Genomic DNA, 25,488 nt, shown 5'->3' with positions numbered 1-25,488 from the left:
TCCACAGAGCGCTCCTCCTTCTTTATTTTTTTGTTCCTAATGGATCCATCTTCCCTCAGAATCCACGGAATATCCGTCAACTGTCACCGTATTTTCTGCCATCACACCATCCTTTCCCAGATAATACCAGTTATCCTCATAAAGAACCCAGCGATCCGTACACATTCCGCCGCTTTCATTGACAAAATACCACTTGGGGCCATCCTTTATCCACTGATCAGAAACCATGCGGCCATCTGCTCCGAAGAAATACCAGGTTCCATTGATACAGCCCCATTCACTGACCGCAGCATTTCCATCTGCTTTAATATATGTCCATACATGACTTTGAGGATCCCGTTTCCAGTTTCCTCCATCCATAATACCGGATGGCCAGCCAGTCTGCGCCGCCTTCCCTTCCCAGGCCTTGCCCGCAGCAGAGGAATCCTCATTTCCATCGCTGTCACTTCTTTCATAAGGCCGAACGGTAACGGAAACATTGTCCCTGAACACTCTGGGATCTCCATTTATATCCAATCCAGTATAGGAAATGACTACTTTTATATTGCCGCTCTTCATAAATACAGACGGACTGGCCTGATAATTGAAAACCTCCATCTGCTGTTTTTCTCCTGTACTCCGATTGATCTGATGAGCCACTACCGTCATGCCTGCGGGATCAAAACGCTCCCCCTCTTCATAAACAAGACGGTTCGGCAAAGAAACAATCTCGATTTTATCCGTATAGAAACCTTCCGGTGCTTCCTCAGCCACCTGTACAGTAATCTTATCATAGAACGCCTTTTCTTCCTGTTCTTTGTCAACTCCATAATAGCAAATCTTCACTGTTTGTGTTCCAGGCTGTGAAAAATCATAGAAATATTCCAGATCATCCAGGGAAATTTCTTCCTCCCGCGTATTGCCGGACAGATCTCCCTTCAATACCTGAATCACCTTCATGCCTTCTGGATCAAACTCCTCGCCAATTCTGTAAATCCGTTTATCCGGTTTATCTGTAATGCGGATCCTGGCGGTATAAAACAGTTCTTCTTTCATCACTGTCACATGAAGTGAATCCTTAAATTCCGTCTGCTCCCCGTCTGCATCCAGGTCATTGTAAATCACCGTTACCTCCGAACTTCCAGGCTGTGAGAAATCATATTCTGTCAGGTAATCATCCTGTTCCAAAGGAACACGGACTGCCTCACTGGAACTGGCTGTTCTAACACCTGCTCCAGCCTTTTTTGCATTGCTTGACGTTGCTATTTTAAAATTTTGGATCGGAACACGGATGGGCTGGGCATCACTGGCAGTGGCCGCCTTAATGGCCTCAACCTTCATACCCTCAGGATCAAATTCCTCATCTGTATAATATTTTGTTTTATCCGGGGCTTTTGTTATTTCAATTCCAACGGTATAATATCTGGACTGTGCTACTATTACTGTAAATTGTTCCCGGTATTCCTTTCCTGTCCCGTCTGTATAGGTAACTGTAATCACCTTTTCCCCTACAGTTCCCGAATCATACCCCTCCAGTGTATAATCCTCCTGATTAAGAATCACCCGTGTCCCATCACTCATAATGGCTTCTACTTCCAGTCCCTGAGAATCAAAGGCTTCGTCTATCCGATAAATCATCTGATCCGGCAGAGACTTAATCTCAATGCCCACAGGCCTTACCTCATCCGCCCTTGCTGCGGCTACCCAGCTGATCACAGGATCATCGCTGTGCTCCATCTTTTCTGCTTTCAGTATAACCGTGGAGGGCTGATCCAGCGTAACTTCCAGGGTCACACGGCCATCCGTATCACTTCCGCTTACAGCCAGTTCATCTGAGGCCGCCTCCTGCCCGTTCAAATAAGCAGTTACCTTCATATGGCGATCCTTATTCCACCACTCTCTCGCTCCTGCAGTAATGGAATAGGTGCCAGCCTCCAGGGGAAGATAGTAGGTTGCAGGTTTTCCTCCTGACATATAATAGCCAGAGTCATATTTGTCATTGATATCCGTACCGCCCTTTTCGTTCACACCAGCCGCATCAAATCCCCACCTGCTTCCATCGGATACCTGGTCAGCCGCCTCATTGAGCAGCTGATTCTTCGTCAGCCGCCGGACTGCCTCATATACCGGTGTCACTGCATTTTCCTCCGGCGAAGCAGAAAAGCTGTCCATAAAGTAAACAAGATTTCTTGGAACAATTTCCACAGGGATTGTCACCTTAAGTATTCTGTCTCCTGCAACTGTACCGGTAATCACTGCGGTATCATAAACCGCTGCCTCTTCATCATCAAACTCCCAGACAATATCTCTTTTTTCCTCTGAACCATCCGCCAGTTTTACCTTTACCTTTTCAGGCATATCCTCCGGTTCATCCCCAATAAAGACTGCCAGGTGTTCCGGAAGTTCTGTATCTGTGATCTCCACAGCTTCATCCAGCCGCAGCAGTCCGTTCCTGGCGCTGCGAAGTTCTGCATCTGCCTGATCAATCTCAATTTGAACTGCATCCTCCTTTTCAAGTATCTCCTGCGCTTTCTGAAGTGTTTTCTCAAACACAGTCCATGTTTCTGATGTATAGTCCCCGGAATACAATCCGCTGCATTCTGTCACCAGTGCTTTAAGGGCCTCTGTTCCTCCCCCCGGCACCGGATCGCCCAGAATATACACGCCGTCAATGGTCAGCTGCCCCGATGTGACAACCACCTTAAATTCATGCTCCTTATTTTCCTCTCCGTCAAGCAGAATTGTGGAATAGCGTTTATCGCTTTCCATATTTTCCTGGCCGCCGACTCTCAGCTGACCGTCCACATAGATATCGACCACCGCCTTCTCTTTATTCTCTCCAACCAATGTAAATCCGGTTCCGGTTCCCTTAAAACTTACAGAAACACCCTCCTTTTTATTGTAAGCAGTTGTGCGGTACCAGTTGTCTGCGCTTCCTTCTCCCGGTCCATCTAGCGCCCAGTCTCCCGTATACTGCACCTCATCATCATGGTCATCATAAAATGCGTCAGCATAAGGAATATATCCCGGAATCTGCTCCACCTTTAAATGATCGAAATACGTTTGTTTCCATGCACTTCCCAGGAATACACGGCCAGTAAGATACGGCTTATCATTATCGGTATAAGACGCTATCATCTGGCCGTCTACATAGGCCGTGATCATATTTTCTCTTCCTTCAAGAGCCAGATTATAATAATCCCCGTCCCGCTCTGGAAGCAGCCCTTCTTTCAGAACAGTGCCTTTCTTTCTAAGTTTCCATTTTCCCTGTTCAATCAGCAGATTGTAACCACTGTTATCGCTGTTCATTCCGCTCTGCTGGCGGATTCCCAAAAGCGCATACCCGTTATCCGCCTGTACATCAATGCTGGCGCGGTAGTTCATCCAGCGATGATCCCCCACGATCGTCTCAGGATCGCCGCCGTTCCATTCGCTGACCTTTTCAGACAGAATCTGCCCCAAACGCCGGTTTCCGTCTCCGTCCTCTTCTACGACCCAGGCCCCGTGGGTATCCATCAGATACCGTGGTTCATTTCCTCTGGAATACAGGTAGTCCTGCTCTTCTTTTCCCCCTGCCGCACAAACCAGAACATCTCCCTCTTCCTCATAGTCAAAATCGTCTGCATACAGGATCTCGTTATCTGTTACCTCCGTGAAATCTTCTCCCATTTTTCCATCATCATCGGTATCCAGCACCGCTTTTTCTCCAGATGGTATATTCTCCGGCAGATCCAGCGCACGATCCTCTTCATTTTCCTCCGTATTCTCTGCATAATCCAGGGTCGTATAGGTCGCCATCGCGCCCGGATCTATGGCAACGACATAGTACCCGGCGCCATCCGGTTCCACCTGTCCCTTAAATTTCATGTATTCATCTGCCTTTGTCTGCCAGATCTCCAGAGGCGTTCCCTCCTGAATCTCCATATCCTCTGCCTTGATGCGGTATGTAAGCTCTTTATTGCTGTTGTTTACCGCCACCACAGAAAAATCTGTTTTGTCGGGATCCGCAAGAGTCATATAACTGGGCTCCCCCTCCTCGTTGGAGAGATGTTCATTTGTGCTGTTATCTCCCGCATAGGCACCGCTGGCCTGAGGAATACCAAGCCAAATCCCGTTGCTGTTTTCCTTATCCGGCCACCCCGCCTGTGAAAACTGGGTAAAATGCGCTGTCAGATAAAGAGCCTCATCATAACGGACATATCCCGCCCAGGGCTCCCTTGCGCTGACAAGATCCTTATGGGCGTACTGAAGCCCATCGTAGAAGGCTCCAACTGCGGGCTGGAATACATAGTGGGTCATCCGGTTAAACACAAATGAGTTTAAAAATCCGTCTGCCATGGCCAGCGGCCCCTGTTTGCCCCCCATAGGAACATATGTATTGGTACGGCGTTCTGACTGAGGCGTCTGACCAAAAGAGGCGCAGCCTTCGCTGTACCAGATCTGTTTATTGTATTTATCTGCCAGATCCCTTGTTTTCTGATCCGTTCCCGTTACATAATGAATTCCTACCGCATCTGTGTTTTCCCAGGCCCCGTCCGGCTCTGTCTGCGTTTGATACATCTGATCCACAATAGACCAGGAATCAATCTCGTCTGCTGATACAAATTTTATGCTGCGGTAGGCATCCTGTATCTCCTCATCTTCCATATATTCAGGAAAATCACTCTCATTTTCCATCCGTTCTGTAAATTCATTCATCATGCGGACACTGACCGGCACATCATTGCTCCTGGCCTCATTCACTCCTGCCGCCACATAATCCGGCATGATCCCATACTTTTCATAGGCATCAAAAATGGTATCCCGATACCACCGGTAAATTGTTTCCGTATTCGTATTGCCATTGGTCCAATTTGGGGAACGCCACCGCAGAACGCTGATCTTCATCTCAGGATTAACGCTTCTTGCATCCGCCGCCAGCTGCCAGCCCGGAGACCTGGATGCATCTGCCTCCTCTCCCTCAAATCGGATCGTAGCCGGATCTGCCGCTGTAGAAGTATTTCCATCATTCCCCATCTCAATTTTTATATGGGTAAAAATAGGATGATCCCCTCCAAAAAGCGTATTGATTAGCTCCCAATACTTTCCCGGCGCTTCTGCCTTATAGTCCATCAAAAGATTGCTGGTGCCGTTGCAGCTTAAAAGCCCCCAGCCCTTGTAAGAAAGTCCTTCGGGCACCCTGGCCGCCGCATCTACATCTTTTCCCCTGATAACAATCGTAGCATCGTATGCCGGTAAAATTGCCCGGATCTGGCTGATTACATCTGAAATATCCCCAATAGAGGCAGATTCATCATTCAACAGGATCTGTCCTGCAAAAATCAACTCCATTAACTCCTGATTTTCAGCTCCATCCCCCTCCGTATACGCCTTGGCCTCGGCAAGCAGCTCTTTCAGTTCTTTTTTTAATGGCTGCAGAACCCTCTGTCTTGTTTCTTTTACAGCCTCCTCTTCCGAAAGAGCCGTATCTTTTACCACAATGTTGTCATATAAGCCGTTAAGCAGGAAGCTTGTTTTAAAGGAACGTCCCACCATAGCGGTTATCTGATCTGACATTGTACTCAGTTTAAACCCTATATCGGCAATTTCCCCCGCTTTTTCACCGTTGATATAGACACAGACGGAACCATTTCTGTCATCCTTTTCCTCATAAACCAATGCCATGGAATTCCAGCCGTCTGGATCGATATTTGCAAGCTCAATATTATTTTCGCTGATTCCTCCTTTTGCAGCGGAATCTCCGTATCCCAGCTTGCCTGACAAGGTAAATATATGAAGATTCTGACTTTCTTTACCAATGGTAAAGGCTGCCTTTTTATCATTCGCAGCATCATCCTCTGTGTCTGTCATCTTGATATCCGCCAGCAGGGTAAATGACTTTTTTCCAAACAGGTCTGCTCCATTGGGGATATTTGCATGGCCGGAATTCTGGTTATTCCATCCCCCTGTCACTGTTAAAACGTTTCCCCGTTCAGAATCCGTATCCAGATAGGCTCCTTTTAGCTCGAGCCCTCCAACCTCCTCCAGCGCGCCATCCTGCGAACGTTTTCCTGATACGCCGTAAGCGTCCCGAACCAGACCGGAGGCTCCATAGGCAGTGACAGGAACCGATACTGCCGGCACTGCCATGGAGGCCGCCAGAACACAGGACAGGATTCTTCGTCCATGCTTTTTCCTCTTCATTTTTTCTCCTTCCCTTTCCCTTGTTTTTGCTGCATTTTAAGGAACTTTTCCTTATTGTGTATTATGGCACCCCGTTTGACTATTTAGAATAATTTTTCTACCGATTTTCATGCATTTTTCTACTTATTATACAATTTTTATTTTGATTTATGGTGTAAATGTTTTATTTTATTCAAACCATGTCTTTTTTATCAAAAATGCCGCTTTAGGTTTATATCCCTAAAGCGGCAGAATCCGATTATCACTTTCTCTTTTATATTATTCCCCAATCATAATCTTAATGATTTCCTCATTCGTCTCCTTCATTCCCTGTTTTCCCAGCCGTCCCACATTTTTCAATGTCTCTTCCACTCCCTTTGTGACAATGCCGTCACCGCCAAAAAACTGCTGACCGCGGATGTACATCTGGTATCCTAAAATGCCCGCATCCACCGCAGAGGCAATCTTTGCCGCGCAGGAGGCCTTCGCGCCGTCACAGACGATCCCGGACACAATAGCGAGGGCATTTACCACAGTATGCACGATCTCCTGATAGCCGCCGCCATTCAGATAGGCAATCCCCGCCCCTGCGCCTGCCCCTGCGCTGACAGCGCCGCAGTAAGCAGACAGCCTTCCAATCGGCGTTTTCTGGTGGATGGCAGTCAGATTGGAAACCGTCAGGGCGCGCAGCAAAGTTTCATGGCCAACTCCCATATCCCTGGCATAAACAATCACCGGCACAGACGCAGTAATCCCCTGATTGCCGCTTCCGGAATTGATAATCACCGGCAGTTCACAGCCGTTCATCCTTGCGTCAGATCCGGCGGCGGCCATGGCCTTGGCGCGGACACGGACGCTTCCGCCCTCCATATCCAAAAGCACGCTTCCAATATTGGCTCCGTAGCTGCCGCGTATGCCCTCCTCTGCAATCGCCCAGTTGTACTCGATCTGGCGTTCCAGCGTTTCTCTCACATCCTCTATATCAACCGTCCCGGCAAAATCGAGGATATCCTTCATATTCAAAATGCTTCGGTCCGTAAGCCCCTCCTCCGACTCTCCGGCCACTTCCTTTTTCTCCAGAATCTCCCCATTCTTTTCCACCAGAACGATATTTGTATGGTAATTAGCGATCCGTACCCTGACCCAGGCGTCCCCTTTATAAAGGGTTATCACAATATCAAAGGTAATGCCGTTGTCGATATGCTCCACTGTAACCGGTACCTGTTCCAGAAAATCCTTTATCTGCGCAATCTGTTCCCCCGATACAGCTGCGATCACTTCCAGCTTTTTATCTGCGTCACCGGCCACAATTCCGGCGGCCGCAGCTGCGGGAATCCCCTTTAGATGATCCGTATTCGGCACGATCACAGATTTGACATTTTTTATAATACTTCCACTGGCACCGATCACTGCCCGGTCCGGCATCTGACCCAGCACCTCTCTCGCCCTGGCAGCTCCATAAGCCAGAGCGATAGGCTCTGTGCATCCCATGGCCGGAACCAGCTCTTCCTTTAAAATCTGAACGTATGCGCCATACCTGATATCCGTTTTTTCCATCTCTTTCTTCCTCCCGACAACCCGTTTACCGCCAATCCAGTATCCGTTTTCCTTGCTTTTTCTGTTATTTTACTGTACCATACAACTATACATTTGTAAAATTTAAGCTTTTTAAGATATGGTTAAAATATTTTTAATCATTCTGTTAAAAGAAGGGAGCTTCCATGGAATTTCGCGAAATTGCCACCTTTTTACAGGCTGCCAAGCTGCAGAGTTTTTCAAAGGCTGCCAGTCAGCTGGGTTACTCACAGGCCGCCGTCACCATTCAGATCAAGCAGCTGGAGCGGGAACTTGGCGTCCATCTCTTTGACCGTATCGGCAAGCAGACGACGCTCACCCACCAGGGACAGGTATTTTACGGCTACGCCTCTGCCATCATGCGGGATCTGGCCCAGGCGAAAGACGCCATGGCAGATCCGGTGCAGCTGACCGGCCAGCTGTGCCTTGGAACCATTGAATCCATATGCAGTTCCATTTTTCCAGAGCTTCTGACCGAATACCACCAGCTGCACCCTGATGTAAAGGTCAGTATTATCACCGATTCCCCAGACCGGCTTTTGAAGCAGATGAATGCAAATGCTATCGATATCGTCTATTTTCTGGACAAACGGATCTACGACTGCAAATGGAAAAAGGTAATGGAACAGCCAGAGCAGATCCTGTTTGCCGCCTCCGCCGATCACCCTTTAGCCAGCAGAAAGCGGCCGCTCTCTTTGACAGAAATCCTGTCTTACCCTTTCGTCCTCACAGAAAAAGATGCCAGCTACCGGTTCATTCTGGACCAGTATCTGGCATCGGAGGGGATTACGCTGCATCCCTTTCTAGAAACAGGGAATACAGACTTTATTCTGAAATTTTTACAGCATAATCAGGGAATTTCCTTTCTCCCTGCGTTCACCGTCCGGCAGGCGGTAGAGGATGGCCGTCTCTGCATCCTGAACGCCAAAGACTTCCATATCCAGACCTGGCGGCAAATCGTATACCACCGTGATAAATGGGTTACACGGGAAATGGCGGAATTTTTAAAACTGGCCAGTCAGCCGCACTCCTCTTTTTAAGCAGTATGCAAACGTTTTTCAGTCTGCCTCTTTCCCGTTGATATAGGCCACCAATCCTCCCGCCTGGATAATCCTCTGCATAAAAGGCGGGAACGACTGTCCCTGATAGGTTTCATTCCTGGTGCGGTTGGTAATAAGACCGCTGTCAAAATCCACCTCTATCTCGTCTCCAGCGCAGATGGATCGGGCCGCCTCCGGACATTCTATGATGGGCAGGCCAATATTGATGGCATTGCGATAGAAGATCCTGGCAAAGGTTTCGGCAATGACACAGCTGATCCCGGCGCATTTGATTGCTAAGGGGGCGTGCTCTCTGGAGGAACCGCAGCCGAAATTTTTCGATGCCACAATGATATCCCCAGCCTGCACATTATTTATAAATCCGGGATCAATATCCTCCATACAATGCTTTGCCAGCTCCTCGCCGCTGGTGGCGTTCAGATAGCGGGCCGGAATAATCACATCCGTATCCACATTATCACCATATTTAAAAGTATGTCCACATACGTTCATGCTGTTCTCCCTTCTTTTCCCTGCCTTTTATATTTCATCGCCGGGAACTGTGATCTTTCCTGCCACAGCGCTGGCTGCCGCTACGGCCGGACTTGCCAGATAAATCTCCGAATCCACATGGCCCATACGTCCTACGAAATTGCGGTTTGTAGTGGAAATACATCTCTCACCGGCTGCCAGAATTCCCATATATCCCCCAAGGCAGGGGCCGCAGGTAGGTGTACTCACCACAGCGCCGGCCTCGATAAAGATCTCCAAAAGCCCCTCTCTCATAGCCTGAAGGTAAATGGACTGGGTTGCCGGGATCACAATGCAGCGAACGCCCTTTGCCACCTTTTTCCCTTTCAGGATCTTTGCCGCTGCACGGATATCTCCGATCCGCCCATTGGTACAGGAGCCGATTACCGCCTGGTCAATCTTTATATCGCCCGCCTGATCAACGGTCTTTGTATTGGATGGCAGATGCGGAAATGATACAGTAGGCTTCAATTCTGACAGATCAATCACATACGTCTCATCATACTCTGCATCCGCATCTGCCTCATATACACTAAAGCCTCTCTTTGAGTGTTCCTTCATATACTGAATTGCCGTATCATCCACAGGGAAAATACCGTTCTTTCCTCCGGCTTCAATGGCCATGTTGCAGATGGTAAAGCGGTCGTCCATGGACAGATGCCTAATGCCTTCACCGGTAAATTCCATGGAGCGGTAAAGCGCCCCGTCCACGCCAATCATACCGATAATATGCAGGATCACATCCTTGCCTGAAACCCATTTGGAGGGCTTTCCTACCAGCTCAAAGCGAATGGCAGACGGAACCTTAAACCATGCCTTTCCCGTTACCATGGCGGCCGCCATATCGGTGCTTCCCACACCGGTAGAAAAAGCTCCCAGAGCTCCATATGTACAGGTATGGGAATCCGCGCCGATCACCGCATCGCCTGCAACCACCAGTCCCTTTTCCGGAAGAAGGGCGTGTTCAATCCCCATCTCTCCTACGTCAAAATAATGGCTGATCTCATGGCGACAGGCAAAATCACGGCAGCATTTGCAGTTTTCCGCAGATTTAATATCCTTATTAGGTATAAAATGATCCATGACAAGGGCGATCTTATCCTTATCAAAAACCGTCTGCCGGTTCATCTTTTTCATTTCGTTTATGGCTACTGGAGAGGTAATATCATTTCCCAGCACCAGATCCAGATCCGCTTCGATCAGCTGTCCCGCCTTTACCTCCGAAAGCCCCGCGTGAGCGGCTAATATCTTTTGGGTCATGGTCATTCCCATCGCTTTATCCTCCTCACTGATGGCCGGTATTTGCATCCTGCCATATAATAGGTTCTTTATTTCTGTACTTTACATTTTATCACAGGTACTGTTATAATAAAAATATATAATATGAATAGTACATATGAAAAAATATTATACAGGAGCGTGGATCATGGATCAGAATCTTTCTCAGTACAAAATATTTTATGAAGTGGCACGAACCGGAAATATTTCCCGCGCCGCCAGGGAGCTTTATATCAGCCAGCCGGCTATCAGCAAAGCCATCAGTAAATTAGAGGACAGCCTGGGCCTTTCCCTGTTCAGCCGCAGCTCCAGAGGAGTTCAGCTTACGCCTGAGGGCCAGGTTCTCTTTGAACACGCCGCCGAAGCCTTTGATGCTCTAAACCGGGGTGAACAGGAATTGAAACGTATTCAGGAATTTGACATCGGCCATCTGCGCATCGGCGTCAGCAATACCCTTTGCAAGTATGTGCTCCTTCCCTATCTTAAGACCTTTATCGATCAGTATCCCCATATGAAGATAACCATTGAAAGCCAGTCCACGGCCCAGACCATCACACGGCTGGAGCAGCGCAAGCTGGATCTGGGACTGATCGCAGAGCCTTCTTCCCGCAAAGATCTGTCCTTTATCCCTGTGATGGAGATTCAGGATACCTTTGTCACAACCCCTACCTATCTGGAAAATCTTTATCTGCGGGAGGGCCGGGACACCAATGTATTCGAGACGGGAAATATCATGCTCTTAGATCAGAGCAATATAACCAGAACCCATGTGGACGAATACATGGCGGAGCACTCTATTTCCCCCCATCAGATTTTGGAGGTCACTGCCATGGATCTTCTGATCGAATTTGCAAAAATCGGACTCGGGATCGCCTGCGTCATCCGTGAACTGGTGCAAAAGGAGCTTGACAGCGGCGCTTTCATCGAGCTCCCCCTTCAGGCTCCTATCCACAGGCGAACCATCGGTTTCGCCTATCATACCGGAAATCAGGCCATGGCCCTTAAAACCTTTTTGGAATTTTTATATTAAAAACCGCGCCGCAGACTGATTGTGCAGCCATATGGACGGGCTGTGTCTTATCCTTTGATGACAAACTCCACTTCTCCCGCCGCGCCGGGAGCGATCTCATAGGGCGCAAACACCACTACCGGCTCCCCTGCCTCATTGATATAAAAAGGTGTCTCGTCTGTGATGCCATTAAAGCCGCCTTCCTCCGCTGTCCAGAACTTCAAACCTGTTTCACGCTCTTTTTCAGGTATCTGAGAACGGACAGCGTTATCCGCAATCTTTTTATAATCCTCTCCCAGTATATCCTTTAACGACAGACGTTTTCCGTTTTTCAGATCCAGATTGTAATATTTTCTTTCACTATAAGCAGATGACCAGTTTTCCGTCCCCCGCACCACAAAGGAAATCCGATCGGCTGTCTGCGACTTCAGTTCATACCACACCCGTATCTCTATATTGTGGGCCGCCCACTCCTCTTTTGTCCCTCCTGTGGCCAAAAAGGCCTCTCTGTATTCCACCGCCCGCTTCTTTGCCCCCTCGACATATTCCAGACACAGCCTGTAGATCTCCTGGTTTATGGAATCGGCCAGACCGCCCGTATCCTGCTCTATCGTCTCAATTTCAGGTACCTCGACCGCAATCTTCATATCCTCATTTTCCTCCGTAAAAGAACGGAAGGTCAAAAGCCTAGCCGCCGCGCCTATAACAGGAATCTCGCTGACCGTATCCGCAAATACGGTATTTGTATTTACCATCAGGGTAAAGACAGCCACCACGGCCGCAGCGGCTGTCAGGCTTCTGCCGGCCGCCCTGTAAAACAGGCGCGTGATCCGTTTCTTTCTCTGCTGCTTCTTTGACCGTGCAACAGCTGCCTGCACCCGCTGTCCAAGCGCCTCCGGCACAGGTATGTCTTCGTACTTTTTCTTCGCATCCTCCATTCGATTCATGCTTCCACCTCCTGAATATTCTCCTTTAACTGTTTCAATCCCCGATACAGCTTCGTCTTTACCGTGTTCAAATTAAGCCCCGTGATCTCTGCCACTTCTTTTAAAGACAATTCTTCAAAGAAACGAAGTTTTATGATGGTCTGGGTTTGTTCCTCCAAACGCTGGATCTGCTCATACAGATCATCCTCTGCATCATAACCCTTTTCGTGATAAGGGATATCCCAGTCCTCTCCGTCTGAAAGAAACTCCGTTTTCTTCTTTTTTAAGATCCCAAGGCTTTCGTTGACCAGGATGCGGTAAAACCAGGTTCTGATCGCCTGTTCATTCTTCAGCGCGCCATAGTGCTCAAGCGCCTTGCAGACCGCATTCTGCACTGCGTCCAGCGCATCCTCCTGATTGCGTACATAGCTGTAAGCCAAACGGTAAAACTGATTCTGGTGTTCGATGATATATGCGGTGATTGTTTCGTACAGATCCTGTCTCATGAGATTACCTTCCATCTGTATATTGAGAGGAGCAGTCTGTTCCTCTCTGTATGTATAGATACAAAAACGGATGCGGAAGTTTCAATAAATACAAAAAAGAATCCAAAGAGAAGCCTGCGGGCAAACCCGCCTCTTTCTTTGGATCCCTTTTTCGCCCTGTGGACGGTTATGTTTTAGTTGTTGATCAGCTTATCCTCTTCGTTGTTCCAGCTGTACAGCTTGCGGATCTCAGCGCCAACCTGCTCCGACGGATGCTCACAAGCCAGCTTTCTCATTGCCTTAAAGTGTACCTGACGGCCGGCCGGAGACATATCCACCAAAAACTCCTTGGCAAAGCTTCCGTCCTGAATATCGGAAAGGATCTTCTTCATAGCCTTCTTTGTATCCTCTGTAATAATCTTTGGTCCGGTGATGTAATCACCGTACTCGGCTGTATTGGAGATGGAATAACGCATTCCCGCAAAGCCGGACTGGTAGATCAGATCTACAATCAGCTTCATCTCATGGATACACTCAAAGTATGCATTCTTCGGATCATATCCTGCCTCCACCAGCGTTTCAAATCCTGCCTGCATCAGGGCGCATACGCCGCCGCAGAGAACTGCCTGCTCGCCAAAGAGGTCTGTTTCCGTTTCTGTGCGGAAGGTGGTCTCAAGGAGTCCGGCTCTTGCTCCGCCAATGGCAAGGCCATATGCCAGCGCACGGTCTAAAGCCTTTCCTGTATAATCCTGTTCTACCGCCACCAGACAGGGCGTTCCCTTGCCCGCCTGATACTCGCTGCGTACCGTATGGCCCGGAGCCTTGGGAGCGATCATGGTAACGTCTACATTCTTCGGAGGCTTGATGCAGCCAAAATGGATATTAAAGCCATGAGCAAACATCAGCATGGCGCCTTCCTTTAAGTTTGGCTCTATATCCCTCTGGTACATATCTGCCTGCAGTTCATCATTGATCAGAATCATGATAACGTCAGCCTTCTTTGCTGCCTCTGCCGCTGTATAAACCTCAAAACCCTGCTCCTCAGCCCTCTTCCAGGAACGGCTGCCCTCATACAGGCCTACGATCACCCTGCATCCCGATTCCTTTAAATTCAGAGCGTGCGCGTGGCCCTGGCTGCCGTAGCCGATGATGGCGATGGTCTGTCCATCCAGCATGGATAAATTACAATCTTCCTGATAATAGATCTTTGACATATTCTTATCCTCCTTGAAACCTGTGGCGCGCTCCCTGCACAGAAACGCCCTTTTTTAATGGTATAACCTGCTATGTAATCATACTCCAGCCGCCTGCGCCTTTTAAGGCAGATAGCGGATATCTTCGCTGCCCCGTTCCAGTCCGGTCAGTCCCGTACGGGCCAGTTCCAGAATCTCATAGTCCTCTAACAGATTGATCAGAGCATCCAGCTTCGACTGATCGCCTGTCAGCATGACGGTCAGAGAATCCCTGCCCACATCTACGATGGTAGCGCGGAAAATGTTCGATATGGCGCTGACTGCCTGACGGTCCTGGGCATTGGCTCTGACCTTAATCATCATCAGCTCCCTGTATACGGAGCGGTCCGGTTTTAATTCCTTAATATCCCTTACATCCTCCAGCTTGTCCAGCTGATTCTTGATCTGTTCCAGAACGGTCTGATCCCCCAGAGACACTACGGTCATCCTGGAATATCTGGGGTCTGCCGTAACGCCTACCGTCAGACTTTCAATATTGTAGCCGCGGCGGCTGAAAAGACCGGCCACACGGGCCAGAACACCGGCCGTATTGTCTACCAGGAGTGACAATACGATTCTGTCATCCATCATATCTGATTCCTCCATATCGGCCCATTGTCTCTCAGCCGTTTTCCTGCTGTTTCTTTGCAGGAATTTGTCTGAAAATTCCCCGTGCCGCATATTAGTTTTTATAATAGCAACCATTATTTTATTTGTCAAATGTATAAAGGGAATGGTTATCATAAATTCAGGTTATACATTTAAACCTTTCACAAAAGGATTCCCCTCAGTTCCTCTACGGTCTGTGCGATCCGCTCTGCGCGGCAGCCCTCAAGTTCCTCTCTGCTTCCGTACCCATACAGCACTCCGATAGACCCGATCCCCTGTTCTCTCGCCCCCAGTACATCATATTCCCTGTCGCCTACCATCACCATGTCCGTCTTTGCAATCCCGTTCCGGGCGTTCTGCAGCAGGCCGCAGCGTGTTCGGACATAGCCGATCACATCCCCTTTTCTCACCCGCGTTTCCTCTAAATCCGCTCCGCCGATAAAGTCAAAAAACTCTGCCAGTTCAAAATGCTCCAGTATCTGCACCGCAAACGGCTCCGGCTTGGAAGTAGCTACATACAGTTTCCTGCCCGCCGACCTTAAATCTTTAAGCAGCCTGCGGATACCTGGGTATACCTTATTCTGCACCCAGCCATCCTTACAGAAATACTCCCGGTATACCCCTATGGCTTCTGTTGCCTGTTCTTCTGAAAACCCGTAAAACTTCATGTAGCTGTCTCTTAGGGGCGGGCCGATAAACGGGCAGAGCGCATCCAGATTTTCCTCCTCAATCCCAAAGCGGCGAAGGGAATGCTGCACCGATTTTGTAATCCCTTCCTTCGGATCAGTCAGCGTTCCATCCAGATCGAATAATATGTACTTCTTTTTCCTCATCAGAGCTTTCCTTCCTTAAACGCTTTCATCATCTCATGTCCCACACTGATATAGGGCGGGTATTCCACAATCTCATCCCTGGTATACCAGCCAGCCTCCGCCAGTTCCTCTTCTTCCAGACGGATGGCATCATCCCCGTCAAGATCCGCCACAAAACCGATCATCACGGTATCGGAAAAGGCCCAGGGCTGGCTTTTATAGTAACGGATATTTTTCACCTTAAGGCCAACCTCTTCCATTACCTCCCGTCTGACGCAGTCCTCAAAGGTTTCTCCCACCTCCAGATACCCTGCAATCAGGGCAAAATTGCGGTAGGTTCCTCTGGCGTACCGGGACATAAGAAGCTTATCCCCGTTTTTAATGGCAACAATCACTGCAGGACTTATCTTCGGATACTCCGTGTGGCCGCAAGCCGTGCAGACCATGGACCGCTCCTTTGTACCCGGCTCCATTTTTCCGCCGCAGCAGCCGCAGAACCTCCTGCTTTCCCGCCAGCGATAGATCTGGCTTCCCGTAATCCCGGCAAAGGCAGCCTCCATAGGCTCAAAAAACCGGAAGATCTGCAGCCCTTCCATCACAAAGCCGCCAAATTCTGGCAGCCTTGCGTCATCTGACAGAAAATATCCCGTTCCGTCAATGGAAAAAAGGTAATATGCGTTTTCCTTAAAGCTGCCCTCGTCCTTTAAGTCTTTAAAAGAAGGGAGACGACAGCCTTCTCCCTCCTTTATCAGCATGACTTTATTGTATTCGTAATGAAGCAGTATATCCTCATCCTTGGGCCTGCGTCTTTTAAAGGCCGGATCATATTTCTTTGGCTCAATATCCTGTATCATCAGTATCGCTTCCTTTCCTCATCTTCCCCCATAGGGATCATTTTGCAGCGATTCAGTCGTGGATCACTACTCTCAGCCGCTTTCCCGTGCCGAAGCTCATGACCCCCAGCAAAGACTTTCCGTCTACCACACAACTCCCCAGGCAGACATCCACGTCCCAGCACACCTTCTCAGCCTGGTTCACAAAACAGATGATCTCCTCCACATTTTTGAAAACAACCTCTCCTGATGTCATAGATAAACCTCCTGTAATCATTATACAGGAAGTTTATCCCTCTCTTTCCTATCTATACCGACGTTTCAAAAGAATTTTCTTTAAATCCACCCGCTTTAAGCTGCTGAAGAAATAGTAATACACCACAAAGGCGATGGAACTTAAAGTCCAGGTCAGAGGATAACAGAAGGCCGCCGCCAGAATAGACTGGAAATGAGGCATGGCACAAATGATCCACAGGACACGCACCAGGCAGACGCCTATGCCGGTAATAATAAGCGGCATCCAGGCATCTCCCACGCCGCGCAGCGTACCCGAAAGGATCTCAATGGTGATATAGGTAATATACGTGGGCGCCATGAAGCGGATCAGATCCATGCTGATCTGCTGCACCTGCTGGTCAGCCGTAAAAAGTTCCACAAACAGGTAGCCCCAAAAATACAGGCCAATTGATACAGCTGCTGTAAGAATCACACCGATAGCCATACAGGCCCCGGCGCCCTTACGCACCCGGTCCATTCTCCTGGCTCCGAAGTTCTGTCCTACAAAGGTCGTAACAGAGATGCCCAGAGCATTGATCATCATCCAGTACAGTCCATCTACCTTTCCGTAGGTCGCCCAAGCGGTTACGTTGTCCGTACCCAGGTTGTTGACTCCGGCCTGGATGATAATGTTGGATATATTATACATCACCGACTGCATTCCCGCCGGGATACCGATGCGCACGATCCGCTGAAGCATACGGCCGTCGATCTTTACCTTCTTCCACTCCACCTTATACATATCTTCTGTATGTGTCAGGCACCAGATCACCATAATGGCGGAGAAAAGCTGCGAGGAAATGGTTGCCAACGCCGCTCCTCCCACTCCCATATGGAACCCAGCCACTAAAAGCACATCCAGCACAATGTTCACAAAGCAGCTCCCTATGAGGAAATATAAAGGCCGTTTCGAGTCCCCCACTGCCCGCAGGATACCCGCTCCCATATTATAAAGAAGATTCGGGATCATTCCCAGGAAATAGATGCGGATGTATGTCACCGCATGGTCCATTACATCCTCCGGTGTGTGCATGGCCGTCAGGGCCCATCTGGCTCCCACAAGGCCGATCACCATAAAGCAGATCCCGCCTATGAGGGAAAAGGCCACGGAAGTATGAACCGCCCAGTGCACCTTATCCGCCTTCTTTGCCCCATAGTACTGTGAAATAACCACCGTAGCGCCGCTGGACAGTCCTACGAAAAAACCTACCATCAGATTGATCAGAGTGCTGGTAGTTCCGCCTACCGCCGCCAGAGCCTGTTTTCCCACAAAACGTCCTACCACCACAGCGTCCGCCGTATTATACAGCTGCTGGAAAAATGTTCCAAATAAAATAGGAAAGAAAAACAGCAGGAGCTGTCCGAAAATACTCCCCTCTGTGATTCCATTTACCTGCGTTTTCTTTCCCCTGCATTCCGCATCCATTCCATTATCTCCTCATATCCGTCATGATTTTTCTGTCTGTAACGCCGGGGCCGTCTGTTTAGGCTTACTTCCCGGCCTTTCCCTCTCCCGCCACCTCTGTGATGGACTTTACAAGGCCTGCAATCCCCTGGATCTCGGAGGGAATGATGATCTTGGTGGCTCTGCCGTCAGCCGCCGCTATAAAAGCCTCCAGGCTCTTAAGCTGGAGCACAGCTTCATCTGCCCCTGCATCCTTGATATAGCGGATGCCTTCCGCAGTTGCCTGCTGCACGGTGCGGATGGCCTCTGCCTGGCCTTCTGCCTCCTTGATCTTTTTCTCCTTCTCTGCTTCTGCCCGGAGGATTGCCGCCTCCTTCTCCGCCTCCGCGTTCAGTACGGCAGACTCTTTATTGCCCTCCGCCACCAGGATCATGGACTTCTTCTCTCCCTCTGCCTTTAAGATGGCTTCACGGCGCTCACGCTCCGCCTTCATCTGCTTCTCCATGGCTTCCTGGATCGCAGCCGGCGGTATAATATTCTTAAGTTCCACACGGGTCACCTTAATGCCCCAGGGATCCGTTGCAATGTCCAAAGACTCCTGCATCTTTGCATTGATGGTCTCACGGGAGGTCAGCGTTTCATCCAGTTCCAGATCTCCGATGATATTTCTTAAAGTAGTAGCTGTCAGATTTTCGATTGCCAGAATCGGCCGTTCCACACCGTACGCATACATCTTGGGATCTGTAATGTAGAAAAAGACTACTGTATCGATCTGCATGGTAACATTATCCTTTGTGATTACAGGCTGGGGCGGAAAATCCTCTACCTGTTCCTTCAGATTGACCTTTTTGGCCACACGATCCACAAAGGGCATCAGAAAATGAACACCCACGCCATAGGTTCCAAGATATCCTCCCAGCCGCTCTACCACCAGAGCCTGGGCCTGGGGCACAATACGGATACAGGATGAAAGAATCACCAGAATAATAACCGCAATAATAATAAATGCCATAAATCCTCCGATCACACCAAACATAACCTACCTCCTACTTTTCTTCGTTCTTTCCTTCTTGCTCTACCAAAAGCTTAACGCCCTGGATCTCCCGTATAACGGCCGCAGTCCCCGGCTCAAGGATCTGATCCTCCCGAACGGTTCTTGCAAGCCAGGTCTCCCCTGCCAGCAAAACGCTTCCTGTTCCACGGATGTTATCGATGGTATCCTTCACCACGACCTTCCTTCCGATCAGCCCGTCTGTATTGGTTCTGGCCCGCTTTGTCTTTAAGCAGCCAGAAGCCAGGGGGCGCACCATAAGAAGAAGCCCAAAGGAGACCGCAGCAAACAAGGCAAACTGCAGCTTCACGCCGCCTCCGAGGACCTGCACCGCCAAAGCCCCAAGCGCGCCGCCGGCAAACCAGATGCAGGTCAGCGAAACTGTAAGCGCCTCTGCCGCCACAAACACAATAAATGCACCGATCCAGAATACAGCCATCTGCTTTTTCCTCCTTTCCAAAGAACCGCACGCAAAAGCAGCATACGTGCTTCCTGTACGGATATAATTCCCATCATCCAGAGAAGAAACTCCCTGCTGATGAAAGATATACCCATTGTAGCATATTTACAGTTATATTCAAATATGGGAATGAAAAAATTGACAAATCGTAAGAGAATCGTTAGAATACAGACAGACCATCAGTTCCGGCAGCTTCCATCAGGCAGCACCGGCATTTTATAAGGAGAATCCATTATGAAACGTATCCTGCTTCTTGGCACCGGCGGCACCATTGCCTGTAAGCGCACCCCCGAAGGGCTAAAGCCCCTTCTTTCCTCAGAAGAAATCCTTTCCTATGTTCCAGCCAGCAAAGAATTCTGCTCCATTGACGCCATTCAGGTCTTAAACATCGACAGCACCAATATCCAGCCTTCTCACTGGCTGGCCATGGCAGGGGCGATTGAGGAGCATTATGAGGACTATGACGGCTTTGTCATCACCCACGGTACAGACACCATGGCTTACACGGCAGCGGCTCTCTCCTACCTGATCCGAAACTCGAAAAAGCCCATTGTGATCACCGGTGCCCAAAAGCCCATTGATATGGAAAATACAGACGCCCGTACCAATCTGGCCGACAGTCTCCGCTTTGCCTCCCACAGCCAGGCCCACGGAATCAATATTGTCTTTGACGGCAAGGTAATCGCGGGAACCCGCGGAAAAAAGGAGCGGACCAAAAGCTACAACGCCTTTTCCAGCATCAATTTCCCCTATATTGCCATGATCCAGGAAGAGCACATTCTCTTTTATCTGGATGACAAGGCCCTGATCACAGAGCCGGTCATATTTTTCCGCCGGCTCAATCCCAATGTAGGGCTTTTAAAGCTGATCCCCTCCACCGACGCCTCCCTTTTGGACTATATGGCAGAACATTATGACGCCGTGATCATCGAGTCCTTTGGCGTAGGAGGACTGCCATCTTATGACAGGGAGGATTATTACCGGGCCGTCAGCCGCTGGACCAGTCTGGGAAAAACCGTGATCATGACCACCCAGGTCACCAATGAAGGTAGCAATATGTCCGTCTATGAGGTGGGAAAAAACCTCAAAAAGGAATTCGGCCTTCTGGAGGCCTACGATATGACGCTGGAAGCCGCAGTCACAAAGACCATGTGGATCCTGGGCCAGACCAGCGATCCACAGGAGATCCGCCGGCTCTTTTATCAGACCGTCAACCGCGATATTCTCTGGAAATCGTAAGCTATGGTTCCTCCATCGCCCATCCATAAGAGCACCGGACCGCCTTCTGCCAGCCCTTTAACATCCGGTTTCTCTGTTCTTGCTCAATCCCAGGGCAAAAGCTGCGGTCTGCTTTCCAGTTACGGGCGATTTCATCCTTATTTTTCCAGAATCCAACCGCCAGGCCAGCCAGGTACGCCGCTCCCATAGCCGTCGTCTCTACACAGGAAGGCCGGTCCACCTGTACGCCCGTAAGATCCGCCTGTGTCTGCAGAAGATAATTGTTGGCGCTGGCCCCTCCGTCTGCCTTCAGACGCAGGATATCCCGGCCCAGATCCGCCTTCATGGCTTCCAGCACATCGTTTGTCTGATAGCAGAGGGAATCCAGTGTGGCGCGGATGATGTGGTACTTATTTACCCCTCTGGTAAGCCCAAGGATAGCCCCTCTTGCATAGGGATCCCAGTGTGGCGCTCCCAGCCCTGTAAAGGCCGGCACCACATAGCAGCCGTTAGTATCTTTTACCTTGGCAGCCATATACTCGGAATCAGCGGCAGACTCAATGATCCGCAGCTGATCCCTGAGCCACTGGATCGCCGCCCCTGCCGCAAAAATCGATCCTTCCAGGGCATACGTCACCTTTCCATCCAACCCCCATGCGATGGTTGTTACCAGGCCACTCTTTGAAAATACAGGCTCTGTTCCTGTGTTCATCAGAAGAAAACAGCCGGTTCCATATGTATTCTTAGCGTCTCCCGGCTCAAAGCAGGTCTGCCCGAACAGGGCGGCCTGCTGGTCTCCCGCCGCCCCTCCTACAGGAATGGGATCGCCGAAAAACTGCCTGTCCGTCATACCGTAGACGCAGCTGGAGGGCACCGCCTTCGGGAGCATACACTCTGGTATATCAAGAAGCCTTAAAATATCTGCGTCCCAGGTAAGCGTATTGATATTAAACAGCATGGTCCGTGACGCATTGGAATAATCCGTCACATGAACCTTTCCCCTGGTCAGTTTCCAGATCAGCCAGGTTTCCACTGTTCCAAAAAGCAGTTCTCCCCTCTGAGCCCGTTCCCTGGCCCCAGGCACGTGATCCAAAATCCATTTCAGTTTGGTGGCGGAAAAATAGGCATCCAGCACAAGGCCCGTCTTTTCCCGGATCATCTCGGTAAACCCATGTTTTTTTAAGGAATCGCAGTAATCAGCCGTCCGCCGGCACTGCCATACAATAGCAGGACACACCGGTTCCCCGGTAGCCTTATCCCAGACAATGGTCGTCTCCCGCTGGTTGGTAATGCCGATGGCTGAAATATCCGCTGCCAGAGTCCCGATCTTTGACATGGCCTCCACTGCCACTCCCAGCTGAGTAGACCATATCTCATTGGCATTATGTTCCACCCAGCCCGGTTTTGGAAAATACTGGGTAAACTCCTTCTGTGCTGTGCTGCATACCTCTCCCTTTTCATTAAAAAGGATACATCGGCTGCTGGTAGTACCGGCGTCAAACGCCATAATGTATTTTCCCATATGCTCCCCTCCTCTTTATACTGGTATCCATTCCCGTCAGGACAGCAAAAATTCACTGAGTACGAAGTTGCTCACATCCATGCCCCACTCCGTCAGAGACAGCCATACCCCGTCTTTTTTCAATAGGCCGTTGGCCATGAGACGGCGGATTTTCTCTCCATAAACGGTATCCATCTTCACTCCAAACAGACGGACGAAATCCATCTCCGATACGCCCCTTGTCATCCGAAGCCCCAAAAACATAAACTCTTCCATACGGGCTTCTCGGGAAAGCTGCTCCACCGGACCTGCCAGTTCCCTTAAGCCTTCTCCGCAGTCATGCTCCAGATCCAGCGACAGATACCGCCTCATATCCTTTTCATTGGAAAAACGGCAGCCGTCCATGTAGGAAGAGGCTCCCAGCCCCAGCCCCAGATAGGACACCTCAGTCCAGTAGCCAATATTGTGGCGGCATTCCTTCCCCGGCTTTGCGTAATTTGAAATCTCGTACCGGTTATACCCCATGTCACGAAGAAAATCCCGCGTCAGATGGTAGATCCGATTCTCTGTATCCTCATCCGGCAGAGGGAAGGCTGCTCCCGCTTTCACTCGCCCCGCTCCCGGCCCGTACTGATCCCAGAAGGGAGTTCCCTCTTCAATAATAAGGCTGTAGGCGGAAATGTGCTCCGGCTTAAGCATCGTTACCTTCTTTAACGTGTTTTTCCAGGATTCCAGAGTCTGTCCGGGGATCCCGCTCATCAGATCCACACTGATATTTGTAAACCCGGACATCCTGGCACTCTGGTAGCTTTTTAAAAATTCCTCAAAGGAATGAACCCGCCCCAGATTTTTAAGTTCTTCATTGTCTGCCGACTGAAGGCCCAGACTCAGGCGGTTGATCCCGCAATCATGGTATACCGGCAGCTTGTTGTATAAAAGAGTTCCGGGATTTGCCTCAATTGTGATCTCAGCGTCAGGTTCCAGCGTGAAATTCTCCCCCACTGCCTCCATAATCCTGCGAATCAGTTCCGGTTCCATCACAGTAGGGGTACCACCGCCGATAAACACAGTTGCAACCGTCAGTTCCTGACAGAAAGCCCCTCTGGCCCGAATCTCTCTTACCAGCTGATCCACATAGGCCTCGTGATCCGAGGCCAGCGCCCGAAAGGAAAGAAAATCGCAGTAAAAGCATTTCTTCACGCAAAAAGGAATGTGGATATACAACTCAATGGTATTTTTATTTGCATTTGTCATAAGGTGATCGTCTCACTTTTCCTCTTACTCGTCATCCAGCTTCAGGACGCTCATAAAGGCTTTCTGCGGAATCTCCACGCTTCCGATCTGACGCATACGCTTTTTGCCTTCCTTCTGCTTTTCAAGAAGCTTTCTCTTTCGTGAAATATCGCCGCCGTAGCACTTTGCCAGCACGTCCTTGCGAACGGCCTTTACTGTCTCTCTGGCGATGATCTTACCGCCTACAGCCGCCTGAATGGGCACCTCAAACAGATGGCGCGGAATCTCCTCTTTTAATTTCTCACACATCCTGCGGCCCTTTTCATAGGCAGAGGCAGCATGGACGATAAACGAAAGGGCGTCCACCTCCTCCCTGTTTACCAGGATGTCCAGCTTTACAAGTTCAGAACGCTCATAGCCCTTTAACTCATAGTCAAAGGAAGCATAGCCTCTGGATCTGGACTTTAAGGCGTCAAAGAAATCGTAGATGATCTCATTTAAGGGCAGCTCGTATTTTAAAAGGGCTCGGGTAGTCTCAATATACTCCATCCCAAGGTACACGCCCCGGCGCTCCTGACACAGAGTCATAATGGAGCCTACATATTCAGTAGTCACCATGATCTCAGCGCTGACAATGGGTTCCTCCATATATTCGATCTCACTGGGATCCGGCAGATTGGACGGATTGGTCAGTTCAATCATCTCCTTGTTTGTCTTATGGACCCTGTACACTACGCCCGGAGCCGTTGTGACAAGATCCAGATTATACTCCCGCTCCAAGCGTTCCTGAATGATCTCCAGATGGAGCAGTCCAAGGAACCCGCAGCGGAAACCAAAACCCAGTGCGACCGAGGTCTCCGGCTCATAAAAAAGAGAAGCGTCATTAAGCTGAAGTTTTTCCAGAGCGTCTCTTAAATCATTGTATTTGGCTCCGTCTGCGGGATAAAGGCCGCAGTATACCATAGGTGTTACCTTTTTATAGCCGGGCAGAGGGCTCTCACAGGGGCGGGAGGCATCTGTAACCGTATCTCCCACTCTGGTATCACGGACATTTTTAATGCTGGCCGTGATGTAGCCCACCATTCCGGCGCTGAGTTCATCGCAGGTGATAAACTGTCCGGCTCCGAAGTAGCCTACCTCCACCACCTCTTCTTCTGCTCCCGTTGCCATCATGCGGACTCTGGTTCCTCTCTTTACAGTGCCTTCCATAACGCGGCAGAAAATGATTACTCCTTTGTAGGAATCATAAACAGAGTCAAAAATCAGCGCCTGAAGAGGAGCATCCGGATCGCCCTTGGGAGCCGGGATCTTATGGACAATCGCTTCCAGGACGTCCTCAATATTAAGGCCCGTTTTCGCGGAGATCCGGGGAGCGTCATGAGCCTCCAGGCCGATCACGTCCTCAATCTCAGCCTCTACATGGTCGGGATCAGCGCTGGGAAGATCGATCTTATTGATCACAGGGAACACATCCAGATCGTGATCCAAAGCCAGATATACATTGGCCAGCGTCTGCGCTTCAATTCCCTGGGAGGCATCTACCACCAGGATCGCTCCGTCGCAGGCGGCCAGGCTTCTGGACACCTCGTAGTTAAAGTCCACATGGCCGGGAGTGTCAATCAGGTTGAAAATATATTCCTCACCGTCCTTAGCCTTGTATACCGTGCGGACCGCCTGAGACTTGATGGTAATGCCCCTCTCTCTCTCAAGGTCCATATTGTCAAGGATCTGCTCCTGCATCTCTCTGCTGGTCAAAAGCCCTGTCTTTTCAATGATACGGTCAGCCAGGGTGGACTTGCCGTGGTCAATATGGGCGATGATACAAAAATTACGTATTTTACTCTGGTCAATCGTTGCCATTCTTTATCCTCGT

Annotated in this window: 20 protein-coding genes; 3 read left to right on the top strand and 17 right to left on the bottom strand. The window is 49.7% G+C overall.

Translation table 11 applies throughout. The features are described from left to right. Positions 1 to 36: 36 nt before the first annotated feature. Together HW447_RS06395 and HW447_RS06390 are read right to left on the bottom strand one after the other, a co-directional pair. A complete protein-coding gene (locus HW447_RS06395) occupies positions 37 to 6,162 on the bottom strand; it encodes a bacterial Ig-like domain-containing protein (RefSeq protein WP_176254482.1) in 6,126 nt (2,041 codons plus the stop codon). A 258-nt stretch (positions 6,163 to 6,420) separates the two neighbouring features. After that, a complete protein-coding gene (locus HW447_RS06390) occupies positions 6,421 to 7,698 on the bottom strand; it encodes an L-cysteine desulfidase family protein (RefSeq protein ID WP_176254481.1) in 1,278 nt (425 codons plus the stop codon). Between the two features lie 164 nt (positions 7,699 to 7,862). Here HW447_RS06390 and HW447_RS06385 point away from each other — a divergent pair, with 164 nt between their 5' ends. Then, entirely contained in the window at positions 7,863 to 8,756 is an 894-nt protein-coding gene (locus tag HW447_RS06385; protein ID WP_176254480.1) for a LysR family transcriptional regulator, read from the top strand. 18 nt (positions 8,757 to 8,774) lie between these two features. Here the strand turns inward: HW447_RS06385 and leuD are convergent, their stop codons facing one another. Both leuD and leuC read right to left on the bottom strand, forming a co-directional pair. After that, positions 8,775 to 9,269 carry a 3-isopropylmalate dehydratase small subunit gene (leuD, locus tag HW447_RS06380; protein ID WP_176254479.1) on the bottom strand — a complete coding sequence of 165 codons (495 nt, stop codon included), beginning with the start codon at positions 9,267 to 9,269 and terminating at the stop codon, positions 8,775 to 8,777. Between the two features lie 27 nt (positions 9,270 to 9,296). Continuing rightward, a complete protein-coding gene (gene leuC / locus HW447_RS06375; RefSeq protein ID WP_176254478.1) occupies positions 9,297 to 10,559 on the bottom strand; it encodes a 3-isopropylmalate dehydratase large subunit in 1,263 nt (420 codons plus the stop codon). Between the two features lie 154 nt (positions 10,560 to 10,713). Here leuC and HW447_RS06370 point away from each other — a divergent pair, with 154 nt between their 5' ends. Beyond that, on the top strand, positions 10,714 to 11,595 hold the full coding sequence (locus HW447_RS06370; RefSeq protein ID WP_176254477.1) for a LysR family transcriptional regulator: 882 nt from the start codon (positions 10,714 to 10,716) through the stop codon (positions 11,593 to 11,595). A 47-nt stretch (positions 11,596 to 11,642) separates the two neighbouring features. On the opposite strand, the gene HW447_RS06365 is transcribed toward HW447_RS06370, so the two are convergent. The 10 genes from HW447_RS06365 to HW447_RS06320 all read right to left on the bottom strand — a co-directional run bounded on the left by HW447_RS06365 (position 11,643) and on the right by HW447_RS06320 (position 19,642). Next, complete coding sequence (locus HW447_RS06365; RefSeq protein ID WP_176254476.1) at positions 11,643 to 12,521, bottom strand: RsiV family protein; 879 nt, start codon at positions 12,519 to 12,521, stop codon at positions 11,643 to 11,645. Continuing rightward, positions 12,518 to 13,006, bottom strand: coding sequence for an RNA polymerase sigma factor (locus HW447_RS06360; protein ID WP_176254475.1), 489 nt, complete (start codon positions 13,004 to 13,006; stop codon positions 12,518 to 12,520). Before HW447_RS06360 ends, HW447_RS06365 begins: the two co-directional genes overlap by 4 nt. 173 nt (positions 13,007 to 13,179) lie before the next feature. Then, positions 13,180 to 14,199 (bottom strand): ketol-acid reductoisomerase, encoded by a 1,020-nt coding sequence (ilvC, locus tag HW447_RS06355; protein WP_176254474.1) that lies wholly within the window; start codon positions 14,197 to 14,199, stop codon positions 13,180 to 13,182. A gap of 102 nt (positions 14,200 to 14,301) precedes the next feature. Next, positions 14,302 to 14,805, bottom strand: a complete 504-nt coding sequence (gene ilvN, locus HW447_RS06350) for an acetolactate synthase small subunit (RefSeq protein ID WP_176254578.1) — start codon at positions 14,803 to 14,805, stop codon at positions 14,302 to 14,304. A 182-nt stretch (positions 14,806 to 14,987) separates the two neighbouring features. Next, positions 14,988 to 15,659, bottom strand: a complete 672-nt coding sequence (locus tag HW447_RS06345) for an HAD family hydrolase (protein WP_176254473.1) — start codon at positions 15,657 to 15,659, stop codon at positions 14,988 to 14,990. After that, positions 15,659 to 16,492: an NAD(+) diphosphatase gene (nudC, locus tag HW447_RS06340; protein WP_176254472.1), complete on the bottom strand. Its 834-nt coding sequence runs from the start codon at positions 16,490 to 16,492 to the stop codon at positions 15,659 to 15,661. The genes HW447_RS06345 and nudC overlap by 1 nt, the downstream gene beginning before the upstream one ends. Before the next feature lie 52 nt (positions 16,493 to 16,544). After that, positions 16,545 to 16,727: an HPr family phosphocarrier protein gene (locus HW447_RS06335; protein WP_176254471.1), complete on the bottom strand. Its 183-nt coding sequence runs from the start codon at positions 16,725 to 16,727 to the stop codon at positions 16,545 to 16,547. Between the two features lie 48 nt (positions 16,728 to 16,775). Next, on the bottom strand, positions 16,776 to 18,173 hold the full coding sequence (locus HW447_RS06330; RefSeq protein ID WP_176254470.1) for an MATE family efflux transporter: 1,398 nt from the start codon (positions 18,171 to 18,173) through the stop codon (positions 16,776 to 16,778). A gap of 64 nt (positions 18,174 to 18,237) precedes the next feature. Next, entirely contained in the window at positions 18,238 to 19,188 is a 951-nt protein-coding gene (locus tag HW447_RS06325) for an SPFH domain-containing protein (protein ID WP_176254469.1), read from the bottom strand. A 10-nt stretch (positions 19,189 to 19,198) separates the two neighbouring features. Beyond that, positions 19,199 to 19,642, bottom strand: a complete 444-nt coding sequence (locus HW447_RS06320) for an NfeD family protein (RefSeq protein ID WP_176254468.1) — start codon at positions 19,640 to 19,642, stop codon at positions 19,199 to 19,201. A 255-nt stretch (positions 19,643 to 19,897) separates the two neighbouring features. On the opposite strand from HW447_RS06320, the gene HW447_RS06315 reads away from it, so the two are divergent. Beyond that, entirely contained in the window at positions 19,898 to 20,902 is a 1,005-nt protein-coding gene (locus tag HW447_RS06315; protein WP_176254467.1) for an asparaginase, read from the top strand. A gap of 1 nt (position 20,903) precedes the next feature. Here the strand turns inward: HW447_RS06315 and glpK are convergent, their stop codons facing one another. From glpK to lepA, 3 genes are read right to left on the bottom strand one after another with little or no spacing between them, the layout of a single operon-like run. After that, positions 20,904 to 22,403 (bottom strand): glycerol kinase GlpK, encoded by a 1,500-nt coding sequence (gene glpK / locus HW447_RS06310; RefSeq protein WP_176254466.1) that lies wholly within the window; start codon positions 22,401 to 22,403, stop codon positions 20,904 to 20,906. Positions 22,404 to 22,439: 36 nt separating this feature from the next. After that, complete coding sequence (gene hemW, locus HW447_RS06305; protein ID WP_176254465.1) at positions 22,440 to 23,636, bottom strand: radical SAM family heme chaperone HemW; 1,197 nt, start codon at positions 23,634 to 23,636, stop codon at positions 22,440 to 22,442. Positions 23,637 to 23,660: 24 nt separating this feature from the next. Next, the gene (lepA, locus tag HW447_RS06300) at positions 23,661 to 25,475 is read right to left on the bottom strand and encodes a translation elongation factor 4 (RefSeq protein WP_176254464.1); all 1,815 of its coding nucleotides are present in this window, start codon (positions 25,473 to 25,475) and stop codon (positions 23,661 to 23,663) included. Positions 25,476 to 25,488: the final 13 nt, after the last annotated feature.

Origin of the sequence: Enterocloster alcoholdehydrogenati (assembly GCF_013282095.1) — a bacterium.
Taxonomy (GTDB): domain Bacteria; phylum Bacillota; class Clostridia; order Lachnospirales; family Lachnospiraceae; genus Enterocloster; species Enterocloster alcoholdehydrogenati.
Note: the sequence above shows the minus strand (reverse complement) of the source record. Positions and strands in the feature narration are given on the sequence as shown.

What these genes read in the sequence shown, in the direction of transcription:
- hemW (WP_176254465.1), bottom strand. Translation starts at nt 23,636, where the DNA reads ATGACAAATGCAAATAAAAATACCATTGAGTTGTATATCCACATTCCT.
- HW447_RS06320 (WP_176254468.1), bottom strand. Translation starts at nt 19,642, where the DNA reads ATGGCTGTATTCTGGATCGGTGCATTTATTGTGTTTGTGGCGGCAGAG.
- HW447_RS06365 (WP_176254476.1), bottom strand. Translation starts at nt 12,521, where the DNA reads ATGAATCGAATGGAGGATGCGAAGAAAAAGTACGAAGACATACCTGTG.
- HW447_RS06315 (WP_176254467.1), top strand. Translation starts at nt 19,898, where the DNA reads ATGAAACGTATCCTGCTTCTTGGCACCGGCGGCACCATTGCCTGTAAG.
- HW447_RS06360 (WP_176254475.1), bottom strand. Translation starts at nt 13,006, where the DNA reads ATGAGACAGGATCTGTACGAAACAATCACCGCATATATCATCGAACAC.
- leuD (WP_176254479.1), bottom strand. Translation starts at nt 9,269, where the DNA reads ATGAACGTATGTGGACATACTTTTAAATATGGTGATAATGTGGATACG.
- HW447_RS06390 (WP_176254481.1), bottom strand. Translation starts at nt 7,698, where the DNA reads ATGGAAAAAACGGATATCAGGTATGGCGCATACGTTCAGATTTTAAAG.
- lepA (WP_176254464.1), bottom strand. Translation starts at nt 25,475, where the DNA reads ATGGCAACGATTGACCAGAGTAAAATACGTAATTTTTGTATCATCGCC.
- HW447_RS06325 (WP_176254469.1), bottom strand. Translation starts at nt 19,188, where the DNA reads ATGTTTGGTGTGATCGGAGGATTTATGGCATTTATTATTATTGCGGTT.
- HW447_RS06370 (WP_176254477.1), top strand. Translation starts at nt 10,714, where the DNA reads ATGGATCAGAATCTTTCTCAGTACAAAATATTTTATGAAGTGGCACGA.
- HW447_RS06385 (WP_176254480.1), top strand. Translation starts at nt 7,863, where the DNA reads ATGGAATTTCGCGAAATTGCCACCTTTTTACAGGCTGCCAAGCTGCAG.
- ilvC (WP_176254474.1), bottom strand. Translation starts at nt 14,199, where the DNA reads ATGTCAAAGATCTATTATCAGGAAGATTGTAATTTATCCATGCTGGAT.
- HW447_RS06335 (WP_176254471.1), bottom strand. Translation starts at nt 16,727, where the DNA reads ATGACATCAGGAGAGGTTGTTTTCAAAAATGTGGAGGAGATCATCTGT.
- leuC (WP_176254478.1), bottom strand. Translation starts at nt 10,559, where the DNA reads ATGGGAATGACCATGACCCAAAAGATATTAGCCGCTCACGCGGGGCTT.
- HW447_RS06345 (WP_176254473.1), bottom strand. Translation starts at nt 15,659, where the DNA reads ATGAGGAAAAAGAAGTACATATTATTCGATCTGGATGGAACGCTGACT.
- HW447_RS06330 (WP_176254470.1), bottom strand. Translation starts at nt 18,173, where the DNA reads ATGGATGCGGAATGCAGGGGAAAGAAAACGCAGGTAAATGGAATCACA.
- glpK (WP_176254466.1), bottom strand. Translation starts at nt 22,403, where the DNA reads ATGGGAAAATACATTATGGCGTTTGACGCCGGTACTACCAGCAGCCGA.
- HW447_RS06395 (WP_176254482.1), bottom strand. Translation starts at nt 6,162, where the DNA reads ATGAAGAGGAAAAAGCATGGACGAAGAATCCTGTCCTGTGTTCTGGCG.
- nudC (WP_176254472.1), bottom strand. Translation starts at nt 16,492, where the DNA reads ATGATACAGGATATTGAGCCAAAGAAATATGATCCGGCCTTTAAAAGA.
- ilvN (WP_176254578.1), bottom strand. Translation starts at nt 14,805, where the DNA reads ATGGATGACAGAATCGTATTGTCACTCCTGGTAGACAATACGGCCGGT.